This is a genomic window from Burkholderia ubonensis (assembly GCF_902833085.1).
In the GTDB taxonomy this organism is placed as follows: Bacteria; Pseudomonadota; Gammaproteobacteria; order Burkholderiales; family Burkholderiaceae; genus Burkholderia; species Burkholderia ubonensis.
Genome location: NZ_CADFEB010000008.1, coordinates 285363 through 304146 on the forward strand (window position 1 = coordinate 285363; position 18784 = coordinate 304146).

Below are 18784 nucleotides of genomic sequence, written 5' to 3' on the forward strand. Positions count from 1 at the left end.
TGACGGGCAGTTTCGGACTCAGCCATTCATGGGAATTTTCTCGTTCGGCAAGAAAGACGACGACGCGCCCACCCGGCGCGGCGGTCGTACCGGGACCTCCCGGAACGTGCGTAGCGAGCGCACTGAACGCACAGAACGCGTCGAGCGGCGCTCGCGCCGCACCGAGCGTCCGGAATCGGACGCACTGCTCCTCGATCCGACCCTTCCAGAAAAGCAACGCGCGCGCCGCCGCCTCGTCGGCGCGATCGCGCTCGTGGTGGCCGCCGTCATCGTGCTGCCGATGGTGCTCGATTCGCACCCGAAGCCGGTGACCGACGACATCGCGATCGACATTCCCAACCGCCCCGCGCACCATGCGGCCCCGTCGCGCGACGAGGATGCGTCCGACGTGCAGGCCGGCGTCGCGCACGACGAGCCGCCCGCGTCCGACACGGCCGCGACGGCCAATGCCGGCGCGGCCACGGACGTCGCGAAGGATGCCGCCAGGCCGGCGGCGAAACCCGACACCGCCACGACCACCGCAAGCGTCGCGCCGAAGCCCGCTCCGGCGGCGGCCGCACCTGCTCAACCAGCCAAGCCGGCCAAGCCGGCGGCGCCGAAGCCCGCGCCCGCGGCCGTCGCGAACGCCGATGCCGGCGGTGCGGACGGCGGCGACGCGGCGACGCCGTCGTCGCCTGCCGGCGCGCGGTTCGCGGTGCAGCTCGGCGCGTTCAAGGACGACGCGACGGCCCGCTCGTGGGCGACCAAGTTGAAATCGGCGGGTGTGCCCGCATATGTCGAACACCGCAAGCAGGCGGACGGCAGCACGGCTACACTGTTGCGTGCCGGTCCGTTCGCGGATCGCGCGGCGGCGTCCGCGGCGATCGCGAAGGTGCGCGAAGCCGGGCTGACCCAGTAACGCGCGATGCTGACGGCTTTCGACTACGCTGTATTGGCGGTGATTGCGTTGTCGGCGCTGCGCGGTGCGTGGCGCGGCTTCGTGTCGGAGATTTTCGGGCTGATCGGCTGGATCGCGGCGATCGTGATCGCCAGCCGCTACGTCGGGCTCGTGGTGCCGTATATCCCGGCAACCTGGCCGGGCGGCGCGCTGACGCAGTGGGTGCTCGCGTTCGCGCTGCTCGTGATCGGCGTCGTGTTCGTCGCCGGCGTCGCGAACGCGCTGCTGTCGCGGATCGCGCAGGTAACGGGGCTCGGCGGGGTCGACCGGTCGCTCGGCATGATGTTCGGGCTCGTGCGCGGCGGCGTGATGGTAGTGCTGCTGGTCGCCGCGGCGGGGCTGACCGAGCTGCCCAAACAGGAATTCTGGCGCAATGCGCTTTTGCGTCCGCTGGCCGAAGAGGGCGTGCATGGGCTGAAATCGCTCTTGCCCGACGGCATGGCCCAGTACGTGCGCGTGTGATCACCGCGCGGCCGGGCAGGACGGAACCGTTTTTGTATTCTCAGAAGGACATGCCATGTGCGGCATCGTAGGCGTTATTTCCCAATCCCCGGTCAACCAGCTGATCTATGACAGCCTGCTGCTGCTGCAGCACCGCGGTCAGGATGCGGCGGGCATCGCGACGGCGGACGGCAGCAATTTCCATATGTACAAGGCGAACGGCATGGTGCGCGACGTGTTCCGCACGCGCAACATGCGCAGCCTGCCCGGCACGTACGGGATCGGCCAGGTCCGCTATCCGACCGCCGGTTCGGCGTCGAGCGAGGCGGAGGCGCAGCCGTTCTACGTGAACGCGCCGTTCGGGATCATCCTCGCGCACAACGGCAACCTGACGAACTGGCAGCAGCTCAAGGACGAGATGTTCCGGATCGACCGCCGGCACCTCAACACCAACTCCGACAGCGAAGTGCTGCTCAACGTGTTCGCGCACGAGCTGCAGCTGTCGACGACGGGCCTCGAGCTCGATCCGGCCGCTGTGTTCAAGGCGGTCGCGGGCGTCCATCGCCGCCTGGAGGGCTCGTACGCGATCGTGTCGCTGATCGCCGGCTACGGCCTGCTCGCGTTCCGCGATCCGTTCGGCATCCGTCCGCTCTGCATCGGCAAGCTGGAAACCGAGCACGGCACCGAATGGATGCTCGCGTCGGAATCGGTCGCGGTCGAAGGCATCGGCTTCGAGTTCGTGCGCGACGTGCAGCCGGGCGAGGCGATCTTCATCGACCAGGCCGGCAACTTCCACAGCCAGCAGTGCGCGGAGGCGCCGACGCTCAACCCGTGCATGTTCGAATACGTGTATCTCGCGCGTCCGGATTCGTGCCTCGACGGCGTGCCGGTCTACAACGTGCGCCTGCGCATGGGCGACTATCTGGCCGAGAAGATCAAGCGCGAGCTGCCGAACGTGCCGATCGACGTGGTGATGCCGATTCCCGATTCGTCGCGGCCGGCCGCGATGCAGGTGGCCGCGAAGCTCGGCGTCGAGTATCGCGAAGGCTTCTTCAAGAACCGCTACGTCGGCCGCACGTTCATCATGCCGGGCCAGGCGGTGCGCAAGAAGTCGGTGCGCCAGAAGCTCAACGCGATGAGCATCGAGTTCAAGGACAAGCACGTGCTGATCGTCGACGATTCGATCGTGCGCGGCACGACGTCCCACGAAATCGTGCAGATGGCGCGCGACGCGGGCGCGAAGTCGGTGATCTTCGCGTCGGCGGCGCCGCCGGTGAAGTTCCCGAACGTGTACGGCATCGACATGCCGACGCGCGGCGAGCTCGTCGCGCACGGCCGCAGCGACGAAGAAGTCGCGAAGATCATCGGCGCCGACCACCTGATCTACCAGGACGTCGACGACCTGCGCCGCGCGGTGCGCGACATCAACCCGAAGCTCGAGCGCTTCGAGGCGTCGTGCTTCGACGGCAACTACATCACCGGCAACGTGACGCCCGAGTATCTCGATTCGATCGAGCGCGCGCGTCTCGCACCGGCGTCGCAGGCCGACCGCGACACGAGCGGCGAAGGCGCCGCGCGCTCGCAGATGAACCTGCAGCTGTCGGTCGAGTGACGCCGCTGCACGCCGTCGTACAGGCGTGATAGGATGTGGCCTTGCGTCGATTTGATTTCAGCTTGCGGACGCGGGGTTTCATCCCAAAACAGCTAAAGCGAAGGCCGGCGGCAGCCGGCCTGAGTCGACCGCTGTCGTACCGCACGAAGCCCGCTGATGCCGATGCATAGCGGGCTTTTTTGTTTGGTCTGGTCCGTGCGGCGCAGCACGGACATCGAAAACGGAAAAACGGAACATGGACGACTCCCTCAACTTCGACACGCTTGCCGTGCGCGCGGGCACGCTGCGCAGCGACTTCAACGAGCACTCGGAAGCGCTGTTCCTCACGTCGAGCTTCTGCTTCAAGAGCGCGGCCGAGGCGGCCGAGCGCTTCGCGAACTCGGAAGACTATTTCACGTATTCGCGCTTCACCAATCCGACCGTGACGATGTTCCAGGACCGTCTCGCGGCGCTCGAGGGCGGCGAGGCGTGCATCGCGACCGCGTCCGGAATGGCCGCGATCATGTCGGTCGTGATGGCCGCGCTGCAGGCGGGCGACCACCTGGTCAGTTCGCGCAGCCTGTTCGGCTCGACGCTGGGGATGTTCTCGCAGATCTTCAGCAAGTTCGGCATCACGACGACCTTCGTCGATCCGACCGACCTGAACGCGTGGCAGGAAGCGGTGCGGCCGGAAACGAAGATGTTCTTCCTCGAGACGCCGTCGAACCCGCTGACCGAGCTTGCGGACATCGAAGCGATCGGCAAGATCGCGAAGGCCGCGAACGCGCTGTTCGTCGTCGACAACTGTTTCTGCAGCCCCGTGCTGCAGCAGCCGCTGAAGCTCGGCGCGGACGTCGTGATGCACTCGGCGACGAAGTTCCTCGACGGCCAGGGCCGCGTGCTCGGCGGCGCGCTGGTCGGCTCGAAGGAATTCATCATGGGCAAGGTGTTCCCGTTCGTGCGTAGCGCCGGGCCGACGCTGTCCGCGTTCAATGCGTGGGTGCTGCTGAAGGGGATGGAGACGCTGTCGCTGCGCGTCGAGCGGCAGTCGGCGAACGCGCTGGAGATCGCGCGCTGGCTCGATGCGCATCCGGCCGTCGCGCGCGTGTTCTATCCGGGGCTCGAATCGCATCCGCAGCACGCGCTCGCGAAGCGCCAGCAGAAGGCGGGCGGCGCGATCGTGTCGTTCGAGTTGAAGGGCGACACGCCCGAGCAGCAGCGCGCGAACGCGTGGCGCGTGATCGACGGCACGAAGCTGATTTCGATCACCGGCAACCTCGGCGACACGCGTACGACGATCACCCATCCGGCGACCACCACGCACGCCCGCGTCACACCGGAAGCGCGCGCGGCGGCGGGGATCACCGAAGGGCTGATCCGGCTCGCGGTCGGTCTCGAGGATGCGACGGACTTGCGCAACGATCTCGCGCGCGGGCTCGAAGGCTGAGCTCGGCGCGCGGCGTGGTGGGCGGTTGACCGACGCTCGCCACGCCGCCGGAACGCGTCAGACGTGCGCGGCCTGCGCGCCGCGCATCGCGTCCACCATCCACCGCAAGGTCTCGTCGAGCGGCGTGACGGACAGTTCGCCCACCGCGCGCCGCAGCCTGGCGCGCGAGCCGCTCAGGCTCTTTACTTCGTTGTCCCGCACGAAGCGTGGATCGACCGTCACGTCGATCACGTAGCCCGCGATGCGCGACAGCATCGCCAGCACTTCCTTCAGCGAATACGCGCGCTCCGAGCAGACGTTGAACGTCTCGCCGGCCGGCGCCGCCTCGATCAGCCGCAGGTAGGCGGCCGTCACGTCGCGCACGTCCGAGAAATCGCGGCTCACGTCGAGATTGCCGAGCGAGATGCGCGGTTCGTTGCGCGCATAGTGCGCGACGAGCTTCGGCAGCAGGTACGCTTCGCTCTGGCCGACGCCCGTGTAGTTGAACGGGCGCGCGATTACGATCGGCAGCCGGTCGTGCCACAGTTTCGCCGCATATTCCATCGCGAGCTTGCTGACTGCGTAGTCGTTCGCGGGCGCGGGCGCGACGGTTTCGTCGAGCACGCCGGGCGTCGCGTTGCCGTAGACGTTCGCGCTGCTCGCGAGCAGCACCGCGGACGGGCGGCGGTCGAGGCCCGCGACGGCGGCCAGCAGGTTGCGCGTGCCGACGATGTTGACCTGGTACGTCTGCGCCGGATCGTCCTGCGCGACGTGCGCACGGGCGGCGAGGTGCACGACCGCGTCGGGCCGCGCATCGGCGGCCGCGGCGCGCAACGCGTGTGCATCGAGCAGGTCGACGGACAACAGCGTGCAGTTCGCGAGCGCCGGATCGTCGGGCCGCGGCGCGCCGGGCGCCGTCGTGCCCCACACCTCGTAGCCGGCCGCTTCGAGGCGTTGCGCCATGTAGCGGCCGGTGAAGCCGGTCAGGCCCGTGATGAACGCACGGCGCGACGAGGGTTCAATACGTGTCATGGTGGCGATTGCGCATCAGATCCGCTTCGACCATCATCTGGCAAAGTTGTTCGAGCGTCGTCTTCGGCGCCCAGCCGAGCTTGGCTTTGGCCTTGTCCGCGCAGCCGATCAGCAGGTCGACTTCGGCCGGCCGGTAGAACTTCGGATTCACCTCGACGAGCGCGTTGCCCGTCGCCGCGTCGAGGCCGCGCTCTTGCTCGCCCTTGCCGGTCCATTCGATCTGATAGCCGGCGGCCGCGAACGCCATCCGCACGAAGTCGCGCACGGTCTCGGTGCGGTTGGTCGCGAGCACGTAGGTGTCGGGCTCGTCGACCTGCAGCATCCGCCACATCCCTTCGACGTATTCGAGCGCGAAGCCCCAGTCGCGTTTCGCGTCGAGGTTGCCGAGCTCGAGGCGCGTCGCCTTGCCGAGCTTGATCTTCGCGACGGTGTCGGTGATCTTGCGCGTGACGAATTCGCGGCCGCGCAGCGGCGACTCATGGTTGAACAGGATCCCGCTGCTGCCGAACAGGCCGTACGACTCGCGGTAGTTCACGGTCGTCCAGTGCGCGAACAGTTTCGCGACGCCATACGGGCTGCGCGGGTAGAACGCGGTGGTTTCCGTCTGCGGAATCGCCTGCACCTTGCCGAACATTTCGGACGTCGAAGCCTGGTAGAAGCGCGTCTTCGGCGTAACGACGCGGATCGCCTCGAGCAGGTTCAGCGTGCCGAGGCCGGTCACCTCGGCGGTGGTCGACGGCTGGTCGAACGACACGCCGACGAAGCTCTGCGCGGCCAGGTTGTAGAGCTCGTCCGGCTGCGTGCGTTCGAGCAGGCGCAGGCTCGAGCCGGCGTCGGTCAGATCGTGCTCGACGAGGGTGAGGTTCGGATGCGTGTCGACGCCGAGCTCGGCGATGCGCCAGAAATTGACCGAGCTGGTGCGGCGATAGGTGCCCGTGACCTGGTAGCCCTTGTCGAGCAGCAGCTTGGTCAGGTAGGCGCCGTCTTGCCCCGTCACCCCGGTAATGATGGCCTTGCGAGTTTGGCTCATGGCGATGTCCTAGTCGAAACGATGGAAAAATCAGGCGGTGGTGCGCGCCGCCGCCGGCAATGCGCTGCGCACGGGGCCGCGCGTCAGGCGCCGCTCGAAGCCGTACCAGCTCGCGGTTGCATACGCGAGCGTGATCGCGAGCGCGAGCACGGCGGTGAGGTAGTGGTTCAGGTGCAGCGGCCACAGCGCGTACAGCACGCTCAGGTGGATCAGGTACACGGTGTAGCTGACGGTGCCCACGTAGACGAGCGCGGGGTTCGTCAGCACGCGCTGCACGAAGCCGCGGCCGCGCAGCGCGATCACGACGATCGACGTGCACAGCAGCAGCGAGACGCTGTAGAGCGCCGCGTTCGACAGCGGCGTGTTCGCCGCGCGAAAGCGCGGGAACGACAGGTGCAGCCAGCCGAGGATCGCGAGCGCCACGAGCGCGCCGGCGATCGCGAGCGGGTAGAACGGCTCCAGCGCGCGCCGGTCGCGGCGCAGCACGATCGCGAGCAGCGCGCCCGCGGCGAGCAGGTCCATGCGGAACGGCGTCAGGTAGTAGATCGGCCAGAACGAATCGAACCACGGCGTCGCGAGCGCGCGCAGCACCGGCGCCGCGACGATCAGCGCGGCCGCGATCCACAGCAGCGCGCGTTCCGAGCACCACAGCACGACGAACGGCCAGAAGATGTAGAACTGCTCCTCGACCGCGAGCGACCACAGCACGTTGAGGCTGTCGTGGCCGATGCTGCCGAGCGACAGCCCGATGTTGGTCGAGAAGAACGCGAACCACGGCCAGTGCGGCAGCCAGCTCGTGCCGAACAGCAGCGTCGACACGACGAGCAGCAGCGCGTACGGCGGCAGGATGCGGCGCACGCGCCGCGCGTAGAAATGGCTGAAGTAGGACTGCCCGCGCGCCTTGCGCTCGAGCAGGATGCCGGTGATCAGCAGCCCGCTCAGCACGAAGAACAGGTCGACGCCCATCCACAGCGGCGCCTTCAGTGAGTGCTGCAGGAACACCGCGCCCACGGCGATCGCGCGCAGCCCGTCGAGCTGGACGATGCGGCCATGGTGCGGCACGGGCGTGTCGGCTGCGCGCCGCGCAATCGATGCGTGAACGTCATTCATGCGATTTGCTCTGAGAAACCCCGTCGTTCCTCCGAAGGGGACTTCCTTCGGGGCGTAGGATGGGGAGTGAAAGGAGTGCGGCCGAGTGGCCGCTTTTCCCAGGCTTGAGGCCCACGCGAACCTATGACATGGTGTGATGCATGGACATCAAGCGTGCCTACCGATTCCGGTTCTACCCGACGCCCGAGCAAGCAGTGATGCTTGCCCGGACGTTCGGGTGCGCGCGCTTTGTGTATAACCACATGCTGCGGATGCGTACCGATGCGTGGCATCAACGCCAGGAACGTGTCGGCTATCACGAAACCTCCGCCGCGCTCACCGCGCTGAAGCAAACGCCCGAACATGGCTGGCTGAACGAAGTCAGCTCAGTGCCGCTCCAGCAGGCATTGCGCCATTTGCAGACGGCGTTCGCGAACTTCTTCGCCAAGCGCGCCAAGTACCCGAACTTCCGGCGCAAGGACGGTGCGCAATCGGCCGAGTACACGGCGAGCGCTTTCAGATGGGATGGCACTTCGCTGAAGCTGGCGAAGATGGATGCGCCGCTCGCGATCCGCTGGTCGCGCAGGATTCCGTCGGGGGCGAAGGTGACCACCGTCACGGTGTCAAAAGACACCGCAGGCCGATACCACGTATCCCTGCTTTGCGACGACGTGGTTTCCGCAAAATCGGAAGCAATCGGCAAGGTCGGCATCGACTTCGGGTTGACAGATTTTGTCGTTCTTTCGACGGGCGAGAAGATCGCTGCACCGAACGCGTTTCGCAAGAACGAATCCAGGCTCGTCAAGCTGCAACGACGGCTGGCAAGGAAGCAAAAGGGTTCCGCCAATCGCAGGAAGGCGAGACTCAAGGTCGCACGCATGCATGCCCGCATAGCAGATGCCCGCAGGGATTTCCTGCACAAGCTTTCGACGCGTTTGATCAACGAAAACCAAGTGATCGCGATCGAAAGCCTTGTCGTCAGCCACATGCTGAAGAATCGAAAGCTCGCGAAATCGATCAGCGATGCCGGCTGGTCGGAATTCGTGCGGCAGCTGACGTACAAGGCCAGATGGTACGGCCGCACGTTGATCGGCATCGATCGCTGGTATCCATCCAGCAAGCGATGCGCCGATTGCGGGCATACCGTCGCCAGCCTGCCGTTGAAGGTGCGCGCATGGGACTGTCCGGGATGCGGATTAACCCACGACCGCGACATCAACGCCGCGCGTAACGTTTTGGCCGCCGGACTGGCGGTGTCAGCCCATGGAGAAAGCGTAAGTCCCATGTCTCTTTGAGGCGATGTCGGGTTGCATTCGGTGAAGTGGGAATCTCCTTCCTTTGGGGTAAGGAGAGCAGTCAAGCGATTAGGTGATATATCGAATCGAAATCGATTCTAGGGAAAAGAAATCGGCAAAAAAACGCGCGTCATTGGGTTGACGGAAATCATCCGATTTCCTTTCATGCGCATTGCTCGAAGATAATTTCTCGGCCGAAATGCCCGGGCCGGGCGCTCCGGCGCGGCACTTTCTACAGCTTCACCCCCGTCGAGCGGTCGTTCTTGCCGCTTCGCCATGTGTTTCCGAATGGGTTCGGGCTCGATATTTCACGCAGAAACATCCTCAAATATTTCCAAATTTCTTGTGATTAATTTTGCTTGTAACCTGCATCGCGACGTTTGAAACCCATTTAGCGATGCGGCATTCGCGCGGCTGCGGCCGCCGCGCCGGATCGCTGAAGCATCGAGTGGAGAAGCGCATTGCAACGTCTGATACTGGCCGCCATCGCGATGTGCGCGGCATGGCTGACGTGGGCCGCGCCGGCTGAAACGGTGCTGCCCGCGACGACGTCCTGGATCGGCAATACGTTCGGCTACGGCGACGGCTCCTGGACGCAGATCGACATTCGCGCGATCGCGGTGACGCCCGACGGCAAGGTGTATACGAACGCGCCGTGGGACGAGAGCGGCGCGGAAGCAAGCGTCTACCAGGACGGCAGGATGCTCGGCTTCGCCGGCGGCACGCACGGCTGGGGCAACCTCGGCGGCAATGCGGTCGCGGTGAACGGCAAGTATGCGTACGTCGCGATCGGCGTCGGCAACGAGCGCGGCCACCTCGTGTCGCCCGGCATCTGGCCGGACAAGGGCAAGCAATGGTTCGGCATCTCGCGGCGCGCGCTAGGCGACATGAAGCAGCCCGCGCCGTTTCGCGCCGCGCCGCAGGTCGCGGCCGGCGGGCGCGCGGACGCCGGCCGCGCGCGGATGGCCGCGAGCTTCATGATGGTCAACGAAGTGCCGGCCAGCGCGAAGCCGGACGTGGGCGAGCTGAAGGCGGAAGTCGGTGGTCTCGCGGCCGACGACAGGACGCTGTTCGCGACCAATCCGGCGCATGACGAAGTCGTCGTGTACGACGCCGAGACGATGCAGAAGAAGGGCGCGTGGAACGCGCACGAGCCGGGCCGGATCGCGCTCGCGGCCGACGGCACGGTATGGCTGCTGACCGATACGCTGAACGGGCCCGCGCATCTCGTGCACCTGCGCGCGGACGGCCGCCGGATCGACGACGCGCCCGCGCTGCCGGACAACGCCGACGCGGTCGACGTCGCGGTCGACGCGAAAGGCCGCGTGCTCGTCGCCGACAACGGCCCGCGCCAGCAGGTCCTGATCTTCGCGAAAGGCGAAAAGGGCAATGAAAAGGGCAATGAAAAGGGCTACGCGCTGTCGGGCACGCTCGGCGAGCGCGGCGGCATCTTCTCGGGCGCGGTGCCCGGCCGGCCGGGGCCGCAGCGCTTCAACGGGCTGACCGGCGTGGGCGTCGATCGCGCCGGCAACATCTACGTCGCGACCAACGGCATCGGGCCGCGCCACGACACGATCGGCGCGGGCCTCGGCGCGACGCTCGAGAGCTATGCGCCGGACGGCAAGCTGCGCTGGCAAGTGCAGGGCCTGCTGTTCGTCGACGGCGCGTGGATGGACCCGGCGCGGCCGAACAGCGTGTATACGGGCAACAAGCGCTTCGAGCTCGACCTGTCGAAGCCGGCCGGCCAGGAATGGAAGTACGCGGGCTTCCTGTCGAACCGCTTCAAGTATCCGGACGATCCGGTGTTCCACACCGACCAGTGGCCGGGCACGCCGATGGCGCGCCGTCTCGACGGCCGCACGTTCCTGTACCTGACCGACATGTACGCGGATCACCTGAAGATCTACCGCTTCGATCCGAAGCGCGACGGCGAGGTCGCGCTTCCGTCGGGCCTGATCGCGGGCCGCGCGCGGCCGGTCGACAAGGTGCCGAACAAGCCGCCGGGCGGCGACTGGATGTGGCGCGACGCGAACGGCAACGGCCGCCTCGACGCCGACGAGTTCGACATCAACACGACGGGCAAGGCAAAGGCGGGCGGCTGGGGCTGGTGGGTCGACACGAAGGGCGACATCTGGCGCACGAGCGACGTGCGCGGCATCCACCGGTTCCGCTACGGCGGTGTCGACCGCGCCGGCAACCCGGTCTACGCGTACGACAAGGTCACGACCTATCCGATGCCGCAGCCGTTCACGCAGCTGCGCCGCGCGATCTACGAGCCGCAGACCGACACGCTGTACGTGACCGGCTACACGCCCGACGCGCCGCCGCAGCCCGGCATCAACAAGGAAGTCGGCCGCGTGCTGATCCGCTTCGACAAGTGGTCGACCTCGCCTGTCGCGCGCTACACGGTCGCGCTGCCGTGGCAGCCGGACGCGAAGCCGATCCTGACGCTGGCCAGCATCACGGTCGAGGGCCGCTACATCTTCGCGGTGGAGCCGGTCGGCAAGATCCACGTGTACGACAAGGAATCCGGCAAGGAAATCGGCGTGATGAATCCGGGGCCGGAGGTAGGCAAGGCATCCGGCTGGGTCGATGTGCCGTTCGGCATCAGCGCATCGAAGCGCGAGAACGGCGAGTACCTCGTGTTCGTCGAGGAAGACGCGCGCGGCAAGGTGCTGATGTATCGCTGGAAACCGTGACGGGCGGGAGCATGGACAAAGGCATTCTCAAGAACGTTTCGATCAATTTCATCGGGCTGATCCTGCCGACCTTCGTGTCGCTGGTGACGGTGCCCGCGTACATCCACGCGCTCGGCGTCGAGCGCTACGGCGTCGTCAGCCTCGTGTGGACGCTGATCGGCTATTTCGGGATTCTCGATCTCGGGATGAGCATGGCCGCGCAGAACCACATCTCGAAGGCGCTCGCGAGCGGCGACGACGCCGAAAGCGCGCGCGTGTTCTGGAGCGCGTTCTGGCTGAATCTCGGCACCGGCATCGTGGGCGGGCTGCTGATCTACTTCGGCGCGTTCGTCTACACCGCGTATTTCACGAAGGTGACGGCCGCGATGCAGCACGAGGTGTATCTCGCGCTGCCGTGGCTCGCGCTCGCGATTCCGCTCGCGAACGTGTCGTGGGTGTTCGCCGGCGCGATCAACGGCGCCGAGCGCTTCGGCGTGTTCAACACGAACCAGACGATCGGCACGTTCCTGTTCCAGCTGCTGCCGCTCGGCGCCGCGTGGTGGATCGCGCCGAACCTGCAGACGGTGCTCGCCGCGGCGGTCGTCGCACGCCTGATCGCGGCGGTGATGCTCGGCCACGCGAGCATCAAGGTGCTCGGCATCCGCCGCATCGACCCGCCGCAATGGGGCACCGCGAAAGGGCTGTTCAACTTCGGCGGCTGGATGCTGATCGCGAGCACGACCAGCATGATCGCCGACACGCTCGACCGCGTGATGCTCGGCGCGGGCATGGGCGCGAAGTTCGTCACCTATTACACGGTGCCGCAGAACCTCGTCACGCGCCTGAACATGCTGCCGAACGCGCTCGTGCGCACGCTGTTCCCGCGGTTGTCGGCGGTCGGCCGCGATCACGCGGATGCGCTCGCGCGCCAGTCGCTCGAATTCCTGAACGGCGTGTTCACGCCGGTCGCGGTCGTCGCGATCTTCGCGCTCGGGCCGTTCCTGGCGCTGTGGGTCGGCGCAGATCTCGCCGCGCAGTCGGCGCCGGTCGGGCGCGTGCTGGTGATCAGCGTGTGGCTCGTCGGGCAGGCGAGCGTCACGCGCATCCTGATCCAGTCGCAAGTCAATCCGTCCCGCGCGGCGTTCGCCGGGCTCGTCCAGATGCCGTTCTTCGTCGGCGGGCTGTGGCTGGGCATTCACTATTTCGGGCTGATCGGCGCGGCGGTCGTCGTTGCCGCGCGCGCGCTCGTCGATTACGGCGTGCTGCTTTACCTGTCGGCGATCCGGATGCGGGCGATCGTGCTCGACATGATCGCGCACCTCGCGTTCCTGCTCGCGAGCCTCTACCTCGCGCACGCGTGGCCGGGGCTCGTCGAATCGATCGTCATCTGCGCGGTCGTGCTGGTGCTGAACGTCGCGTGGTCGCTCACGATGACGCCCGGCTTACGTGCGATGGCCCGCGGCCTGATCGTCCGTCTCAATGCGAGGAAAACAGTATGAATCGCGATCTGGCGGAACACGCCATCCTGAACGCGGCCACGGCCGAAGCGTTGGTGACAGCCGAAGCGTCGGTGACGGCCGACGCCGTCGCGCCGCGCCAGGCCGCGCCCTACGAAACCGCGAGCGCGCGCCAACCGGCCCGGCCGCTGCGCGTCGCGATCGTCCACGACTGGCTCGTCACGTACGCGGGCGCGGAACGCGTGCTCGAACAGATCATCGCGTGCTTTCCCGACGCGGACCTGTTCAGCCTCGTCGATTTTCTCGACGACCGCGCGTTCGTGCGCGGCAAGCCGGTCACGACGTCGTTCATCCAGAAGCTGCCGTTCGCGCGCACCAAGTACCGCAGCTACCTGCCGCTGATGCCGCTCGCGATCGAGCAGCTCGACGTGTCGGGCTACGACCTCGTGATCTCGAGCAGCCATGCGGTCGCGAAGGGCGTGCTGACCGGGCCCGACCAGGTGCACATCAGCTACGTGCATTCGCCGATCCGCTACGCGTGGGACCTGCAGCACCAGTACCTGGAACAGTCGAACCTCATGCACGGGCCGAAATCGCTGCTCGCGCGGATGATCCTGCATTACATCCGCAACTGGGACACGCGCACCGCGAACGCGGTCGACGGCTTCGTCGCCAATTCCGCGTTCATCGCGCGTCGCATCAGGAAGGTGTACCAGCGCGACGCGGCGGTGATCTTCCCGCCGGTCGACGTCGACGCGTTCTCGCTGAACGCGGCCAAGGAGGATTTCTACCTGACCGCGTCGCGGATGGTGCCGTACAAGAAGATCGATTTGATCGTCGACGCGTTCGCGAAGATGCCGGACCGCAAGCTGGTCGTGATCGGCGATGGGCCGGAGATGCAGAAGGTCCGCGCGAAGGCCGGGCCGAACGTCGAGATCATGGGCTACCAGCCGTTCGCAGTGCTGCACGACCGGATGCGCCGCGCGAAGGCGTTCGTGTTCGCGGCCGAGGAGGATTTCGGCATCTCGGTGGTCGAGGCGCAGGCGTGCGGTACGCCCGTGATCGCGTACGGCAAGGGCGGCGCGCTCGAAACCGTGCTCGACCCGCAGTCGGGCGCACGGCCGACGGGCCTCTTCTTCGACGAGCAGACCGCGCGCGCGATCGTGTCGGCGGTCGACGATTTCGAACGCGCGCCGCAGCGCTTCACGCCGCAGGCGTGCCGCGCGAACGCGGAGCGGTTTTCCGCCGACACGTTCCGGCGGCGCTTTCTCGACTATGTCGAGGCCGCGCTGCCCGGCGCGACCGCGCAACAGGGCACGGGCGCCTCGCCGCCGCCTGTCGCGCGCGGCCCGGCGACGCTGGTGCTCGACCAGAGCGGCGTGCTGGGCGGCGCCGAGCTGTCGCTGCTCGAGATCATGAAGCACATGCGCGCGAACGCCGACGTGCTGCTGTTCGCCGACGGGCCGTTTCGCGCGGCGCTCGACGAGATCGGCGCGCGCGTCGACGTCGTCGAGCAGGGCGCGCTCGCGGGCGTGCGCAAGCAGGGCGGCGTGTCGGCCGGCGCGGTGAAGCAGCTGCTGCGGCTCGTGCGCGACGTCGCGCGCCGCGCGCGCCGCGCCGAGGTGATCTACGCGAACACACAGCGCGCGATGGTGGTCGCCGCGCTGGCCGGGCGGCTCGCGCGCAAGCCGGTGGTCTGGCATCTGCGCGACATCGTCAGCGACGATCATTTCGGCCGCAAGCAGCTGCTCGCGATCAAGGTTTGCGCGCGGCTCGGCGTGACGCGGGTGATCGCGAACTCCGACGCGTCCGCGCAGGCGTTCCGCGCGCTGACCGGCTTCACGCCGCAGCACGTCGACGTCGTGTTCAACGGCATTTCCGCCGAGCCGTTCGACGCGCTGGCCGGCGTCAGCCAGGCCGCGCTGCGCGCGCGCTTCGGGCTGCCCGAGCACGCGTGGCTGGTCGGCTCGTTCAGCCGGCTCGCGCGCTGGAAAGGCCAGCACCTGCTGCTGGAGGCCGCCGCCGGCCATCCGGACATGCACGTCGTGCTGGTCGGCGCGCCGCTGTTCGGCGAGGACGACTACGCGGTGCAGCTGCACGAAACCGTCGCACGGCATGGAATGGACGACCGCGTGCATTTCCTCGGCTTCCAGCGCGACGTGGCCGCGTGCATGAAGGCGGTCGACGTCGTCGCGCACACGTCGATCACGCCGGAGCCGTTCGGGCGCGTGATCGTCGAAGGGATGCTCGCGAAGCGGCCGGTCGTCGCGGCGCGCGCGGGCGGCGTCGTCGAGATCATCGAGCACGACGACAACGGCCTGCTGTGCGAGCCGGGCGACGTGCATGCGCTGGGCGTCGCGCTAGCCGCGCTGCAGTCGGATCGCGCGCTGCGCGAGCGCCTCGTCGCGAGCGGCTACGTGACGGCGCTGCGCCGCTTCGGCACGACGACCTACGTGGAACGCGTCGAGAAGATCCTCGCGGATACCGCGCGGGCGGCGAAGAAATAGCGGGAAGCGCGTCGCGTGCGGGGCCGGCGTTCGGCCCCGGCGGCGAGCGGCGGGATGAATGGGCGGGACGAATCGGCCCCCGCGCGGCGATGCGCTGCACGGGGGCCTTGTTCGTGTGAGGGCGTGCCGAAGGGCGCCGCCGCGGCGATCCGCTCCGGACGCGACAGTGGCCATGCAAAAGCCCCCGCGCAGCGATGTGCAGCGCGGGGGCTTGCTTGCAACCGGCAATGGTCAGCCGATCAGACGGCCCGTTCGGGCGCCGGCGCGACGACCCGCGCGCCGCGTGACGGCTTGAGGCTCGCCGACCACGTCATCGCGGGCCGTTCGAACAGCCGGTAGAACAGGTAGGCGACCGGAATCGCGAGCGCCATGAACGCGAACGACGGCCAGATCGACTGCTGCAGCTCGGAGCGGTAGAGCACCGAACCGAGGCAGACGAACAGCGGCAGATGGATCAGGTACAGCGAATAGCTGAAGTCGCCGAACCAGCCGAGCACGGCGAGCGGCGGCGTGGTGCGCGGCGGCCGGGCGAGCGCGCGGTACAGGAAGCACGCGAAGCCGGCCGCCCACAGCTGGAACGCGCCGTACTGACCATAGCGGAACGCTGCGCAGCCGGCGGCGAGCAGCACCGCGGCCGCGGCGTACCACGCGCGCGACGGCGCGGCGGCCGCATTCTTCTGCTGCGCGCGCACGTCCGCGATCCACGCGCCGATCGTCCACGACAGCCAGTACGACGTGAAGAACTGCAGGTCGTGCCGTTCGAGCAGCCAGGCCGACGCGACGTTGACGAGCGCGATGCCGGCCACGACGGCCGGCATCCCGATGCGCCGCCGGATCGCGAACAGCAGCGGATAGATCGCGTAGAACTGCACTTCGAGCGACAGCGTCCACAGCGCGCCGTTCGAGCCGTACGTGTAGCCGGCGACGCCCTGCAGCGAGAACAGGTTCACGAGGAACGCGCTCAGGCCGACGTCGCGGATCTTGTGGCTGACGGGCTCGATCTGCAGGCTGATCGCGTCGAGCGCGAGCGTGAACAGCAGCGCGGCGAGCAGCACCGGATAGATGCGCGCGAAGCGGCGCGCCCAGAAATTCGGTGCGTTCAGCCGGTAGGCGGGATCGGCGGCGAGCTTGAGCGCCGCGTTGCGGTGGATGCAGTAGCCGCTGATAACGAAGAAGATCGGCACGCCGGCCGAGCCCCACGCGAACGGAAACGTCAGGTAGCCGACGATCACGCCCGGGTCGAGCGCATGGCCGTAAGCGCGATGGAAGCTCTGCATCCCGACCCAGACGACTTGCCGGCAGTGGAAATAGGCGACTAGCAGCGCCGCGAAGCCGCGCATCGCGTCGATCACGTGCTCCTTGTGATCGGCGGCGGGCGGCGCATTCAAAGTCGATCCGCTGAATGCTTGCATGCGATTCGGTTCCTTGCGACGGATGAAGGGGAAGTTTCGCACCATCGTAATCCGCAAGAATTCGCGCAATGAATAAAAAAATCTCGTCGTGGAATAATCGCATTCCGGATTGCGGTTTTATGCAGGGACGATATCGGTTTCAGTGCGCGACCAATTATTTGTCGATTTTTTTCTGATAGCTTGAAGCTCCAGTTGATACACGCAAGGAGCGGCAAGATGGACATGCATTGGATCGCGAGCGCGGCGGTATTGGTGGTCATGGCCGTGGTGTCGGCATACCGCGAAGCGCTGAAGAACGAGCCGATTCGGCCGCGCTTCGAGTGGGGCGGCGCGCCCTATGTCGAGGAATTCGAATCGTAAAAATTTGTATCCGGAAAATCGGTAATTTGTCGCTGGTCGATACGGCTGACCGGCAATATCGACCGGTTGGGCGACGATTATCCATTAATCGAACCGGCAGTGCAATTAAGCGTTGCCGTAAATAGCGGCGGCGGGCTGATTTCAATGTGCCGTTGAATCGTGCCGCGCCATCCGGACATTCATTGTGCCGTGTCGTGAAACGATGCGACGCGGCGCGCTCAAAGCAATCAGGATGCAATCATGTTGAAAGTTACCAAGGCCGTGTTCCCCGTTGCCGGTCTCGGCACACGGTTCCTGCCGGCGACCAAGGCGAGTCCGAAGGAGATGCTGCCCGTCGTCGACAAGCCGTTGATCCAGTATGCGGTCGAGGAAGCGATCAATGCCGGCATCACGGAAATGATCTTCGTCACCGGCCGCAGCAAGCGCGCGATCGAGGATCACTTCGACAAGTCATACGAAATCGAGGCGGAGCTCGAGGCGCGCGGCAAGGAGAAGCTGCTCGACCTGGTTCGCAGCATCAAGCCGAGCCACGTCGACTGCTTCTACGTGCGCCAGCCGGAGGCGCTCGGCCTCGGCCACGCGGTGCTGTGCGCGGAGAAGCTGGTGCACGGCGAGCCGTTCGCGGTGATTCTCGCCGACGACCTGCTGCACGGCGAGCAGCCGGTGCTCAAGCAGCTCGTCGACGTGTTCAACCACTATCACAGCTCGGTGATCGGCGTCGAAACCATCGCGCGCGAGGACAGCCGCTCGTACGGCGTCATCGAGGGCCGCGAGTGGGAGGAGGACATCATCAAGCTGTCGGGCATCATCGAGAAGCCGTCGCCCGAGGATGCGCCGTCGAATCTCGGCGTGGTCGGCCGCTACGTGTTCATGCCGACGCTGTTCGATCACCTGCGCAAGATCAAGCCCGGTGCGGGCGGCGAGCTGCAGCTGACCGATGCGGTGCAGTCGCTGCTCGCGCACGAGCAGGTGCTCGCGTATCGCTACTACGGCACGCGTTTCGATTGCGGCAGCAAGATCGGCTACCTCAAGGCGACCGTCGAGCTGGCGCTCCAGCATCCGGAAGTGAGCCGCGAGTTCGAGGCGTACCTGCGGACCTGTTTGCCCGCGCTGGCTGCCGTCGCTTAGCAGCCCTGCGCGTCACGTTTCAGGTGGTGGTTGTTCCGTTGGCCCCGGCTCGCCCTGCGCGCCGGGGCGTTTTTCATGGGCGCGGGCCAGCCGCAATCCGCCAGGGCGTGTTCGCGCTAACGACGGGCTTGCGCTGGCCGCCAGAAGGGCGGATCGCCGCGTCATGCTCCTTGCGAATACGTTCAGTATCCGTTGCGTCCCATTCCTTGCGCTTGGCCCTTCTGGCGGCCAGCCCCGCGAAAGAATTTCTCGAAATCAGGGGAACGTGCCTTGCCGGCCGCATTGCGGCGTCGCGCGTCGCATGTTTGGCTCGGCCAAACGGCGCTCCTTGCTTCTTGCACTGCAGCCGGCATGGCACGTTCGCAAGCCCGTCATTAGCGCGAACAGACCCGCATGCATCA

At 66.8% G+C, this 18784-nt stretch carries 14 protein-coding genes; 10 read left to right on the forward strand and 4 right to left on the reverse strand.

All coding sequences use genetic code 11. The features are described from left to right. Positions 1-28: 28 nt before the first annotated feature. From HWX31_RS23485 to HWX31_RS23500, 4 genes are all read left to right on the forward strand, one after another. Positions 29-898, forward strand: a complete 870-nt coding sequence (locus tag HWX31_RS23485) for an SPOR domain-containing protein (protein ID WP_174963851.1) — start codon at positions 29-31, stop codon at positions 896-898. A gap of 6 nt (positions 899-904) precedes the next feature. Continuing rightward, on the forward strand, positions 905-1399 hold the full coding sequence (locus HWX31_RS23490) for a CvpA family protein (RefSeq protein ID WP_059609225.1): 495 nt from the start codon (positions 905-907) through the stop codon (positions 1397-1399). A 55-nt stretch (positions 1400-1454) separates the two neighbouring features. Then, positions 1455-2990, forward strand: a complete 1536-nt coding sequence (gene purF, locus HWX31_RS23495; RefSeq protein WP_174963852.1) for an amidophosphoribosyltransferase — start codon at positions 1455-1457, stop codon at positions 2988-2990. Positions 2991-3225: 235 nt separating this feature from the next. Then, positions 3226-4416 (forward strand): O-succinylhomoserine sulfhydrylase, encoded by a 1191-nt coding sequence (locus HWX31_RS23500; RefSeq protein ID WP_174963853.1) that lies wholly within the window; start codon positions 3226-3228, stop codon positions 4414-4416. Between the two features lie 57 nt (positions 4417-4473). On the opposite strand, the gene HWX31_RS23505 is transcribed toward HWX31_RS23500, so the two are convergent. From HWX31_RS23505 to HWX31_RS23515, 3 genes are read right to left on the reverse strand one after another with little or no spacing between them, the layout of a single operon-like run. Beyond that, entirely contained in the window at positions 4474-5427 is a 954-nt protein-coding gene (locus HWX31_RS23505) for an NAD-dependent epimerase/dehydratase family protein (protein ID WP_174963854.1), read from the reverse strand. Continuing rightward, positions 5414-6457, reverse strand: coding sequence for a GDP-mannose 4,6-dehydratase (gene gmd / locus HWX31_RS23510; protein WP_174963855.1), 1044 nt, complete (start codon positions 6455-6457; stop codon positions 5414-5416). Before gmd ends, HWX31_RS23505 begins: the two co-directional genes overlap by 14 nt. 30 nt (positions 6458-6487) lie before the next feature. Next, entirely contained in the window at positions 6488-7567 is a 1080-nt protein-coding gene (locus HWX31_RS23515; RefSeq protein WP_174963856.1) for an acyltransferase family protein, read from the reverse strand. A 140-nt stretch (positions 7568-7707) separates the two neighbouring features. Here HWX31_RS23515 and HWX31_RS23520 point away from each other — a divergent pair, with 140 nt between their 5' ends. The 4 genes from HWX31_RS23520 to HWX31_RS23535 all read left to right on the forward strand — a co-directional run bounded on the left by HWX31_RS23520 (position 7708) and on the right by HWX31_RS23535 (position 15483). Beyond that, complete coding sequence (locus HWX31_RS23520) at positions 7708-8841, forward strand: RNA-guided endonuclease InsQ/TnpB family protein (RefSeq protein ID WP_174963857.1); 1134 nt, start codon at positions 7708-7710, stop codon at positions 8839-8841. 461 nt (positions 8842-9302) lie between these two features. After that, positions 9303-11540 (forward strand): NHL repeat-containing protein, encoded by a 2238-nt coding sequence (locus tag HWX31_RS23525; protein WP_174963858.1) that lies wholly within the window; start codon positions 9303-9305, stop codon positions 11538-11540. A gap of 11 nt (positions 11541-11551) precedes the next feature. Next, positions 11552-13018: an oligosaccharide flippase family protein gene (locus tag HWX31_RS23530; RefSeq protein WP_174963859.1), complete on the forward strand. Its 1467-nt coding sequence runs from the start codon at positions 11552-11554 to the stop codon at positions 13016-13018. Further along, the gene (locus tag HWX31_RS23535) at positions 13015-15483 is read left to right on the forward strand and encodes a glycosyltransferase family 4 protein (RefSeq protein WP_174963860.1); all 2469 of its coding nucleotides are present in this window, start codon (positions 13015-13017) and stop codon (positions 15481-15483) included. Before HWX31_RS23530 ends, HWX31_RS23535 begins: the two co-directional genes overlap by 4 nt. A gap of 239 nt (positions 15484-15722) precedes the next feature. Here HWX31_RS23535 and HWX31_RS23540 read toward each other — a convergent pair whose 3' ends face one another. Continuing rightward, complete coding sequence (locus tag HWX31_RS23540; protein ID WP_174963861.1) at positions 15723-16895, reverse strand: acyltransferase family protein; 1173 nt, start codon at positions 16893-16895, stop codon at positions 15723-15725. Positions 16896-17111: 216 nt separating this feature from the next. On the opposite strand from HWX31_RS23540, the gene HWX31_RS23545 reads away from it, so the two are divergent. Both HWX31_RS23545 and galU read left to right on the forward strand, forming a co-directional pair. After that, a complete protein-coding gene (locus HWX31_RS23545; protein ID WP_010099202.1) occupies positions 17112-17255 on the forward strand; it encodes a hypothetical protein in 144 nt (47 codons plus the stop codon). 240 nt (positions 17256-17495) lie between these two features. After that, positions 17496-18383: a UTP--glucose-1-phosphate uridylyltransferase GalU gene (gene galU, locus HWX31_RS23550; RefSeq protein ID WP_010099203.1), complete on the forward strand. Its 888-nt coding sequence runs from the start codon at positions 17496-17498 to the stop codon at positions 18381-18383. Positions 18384-18784: the final 401 nt, after the last annotated feature.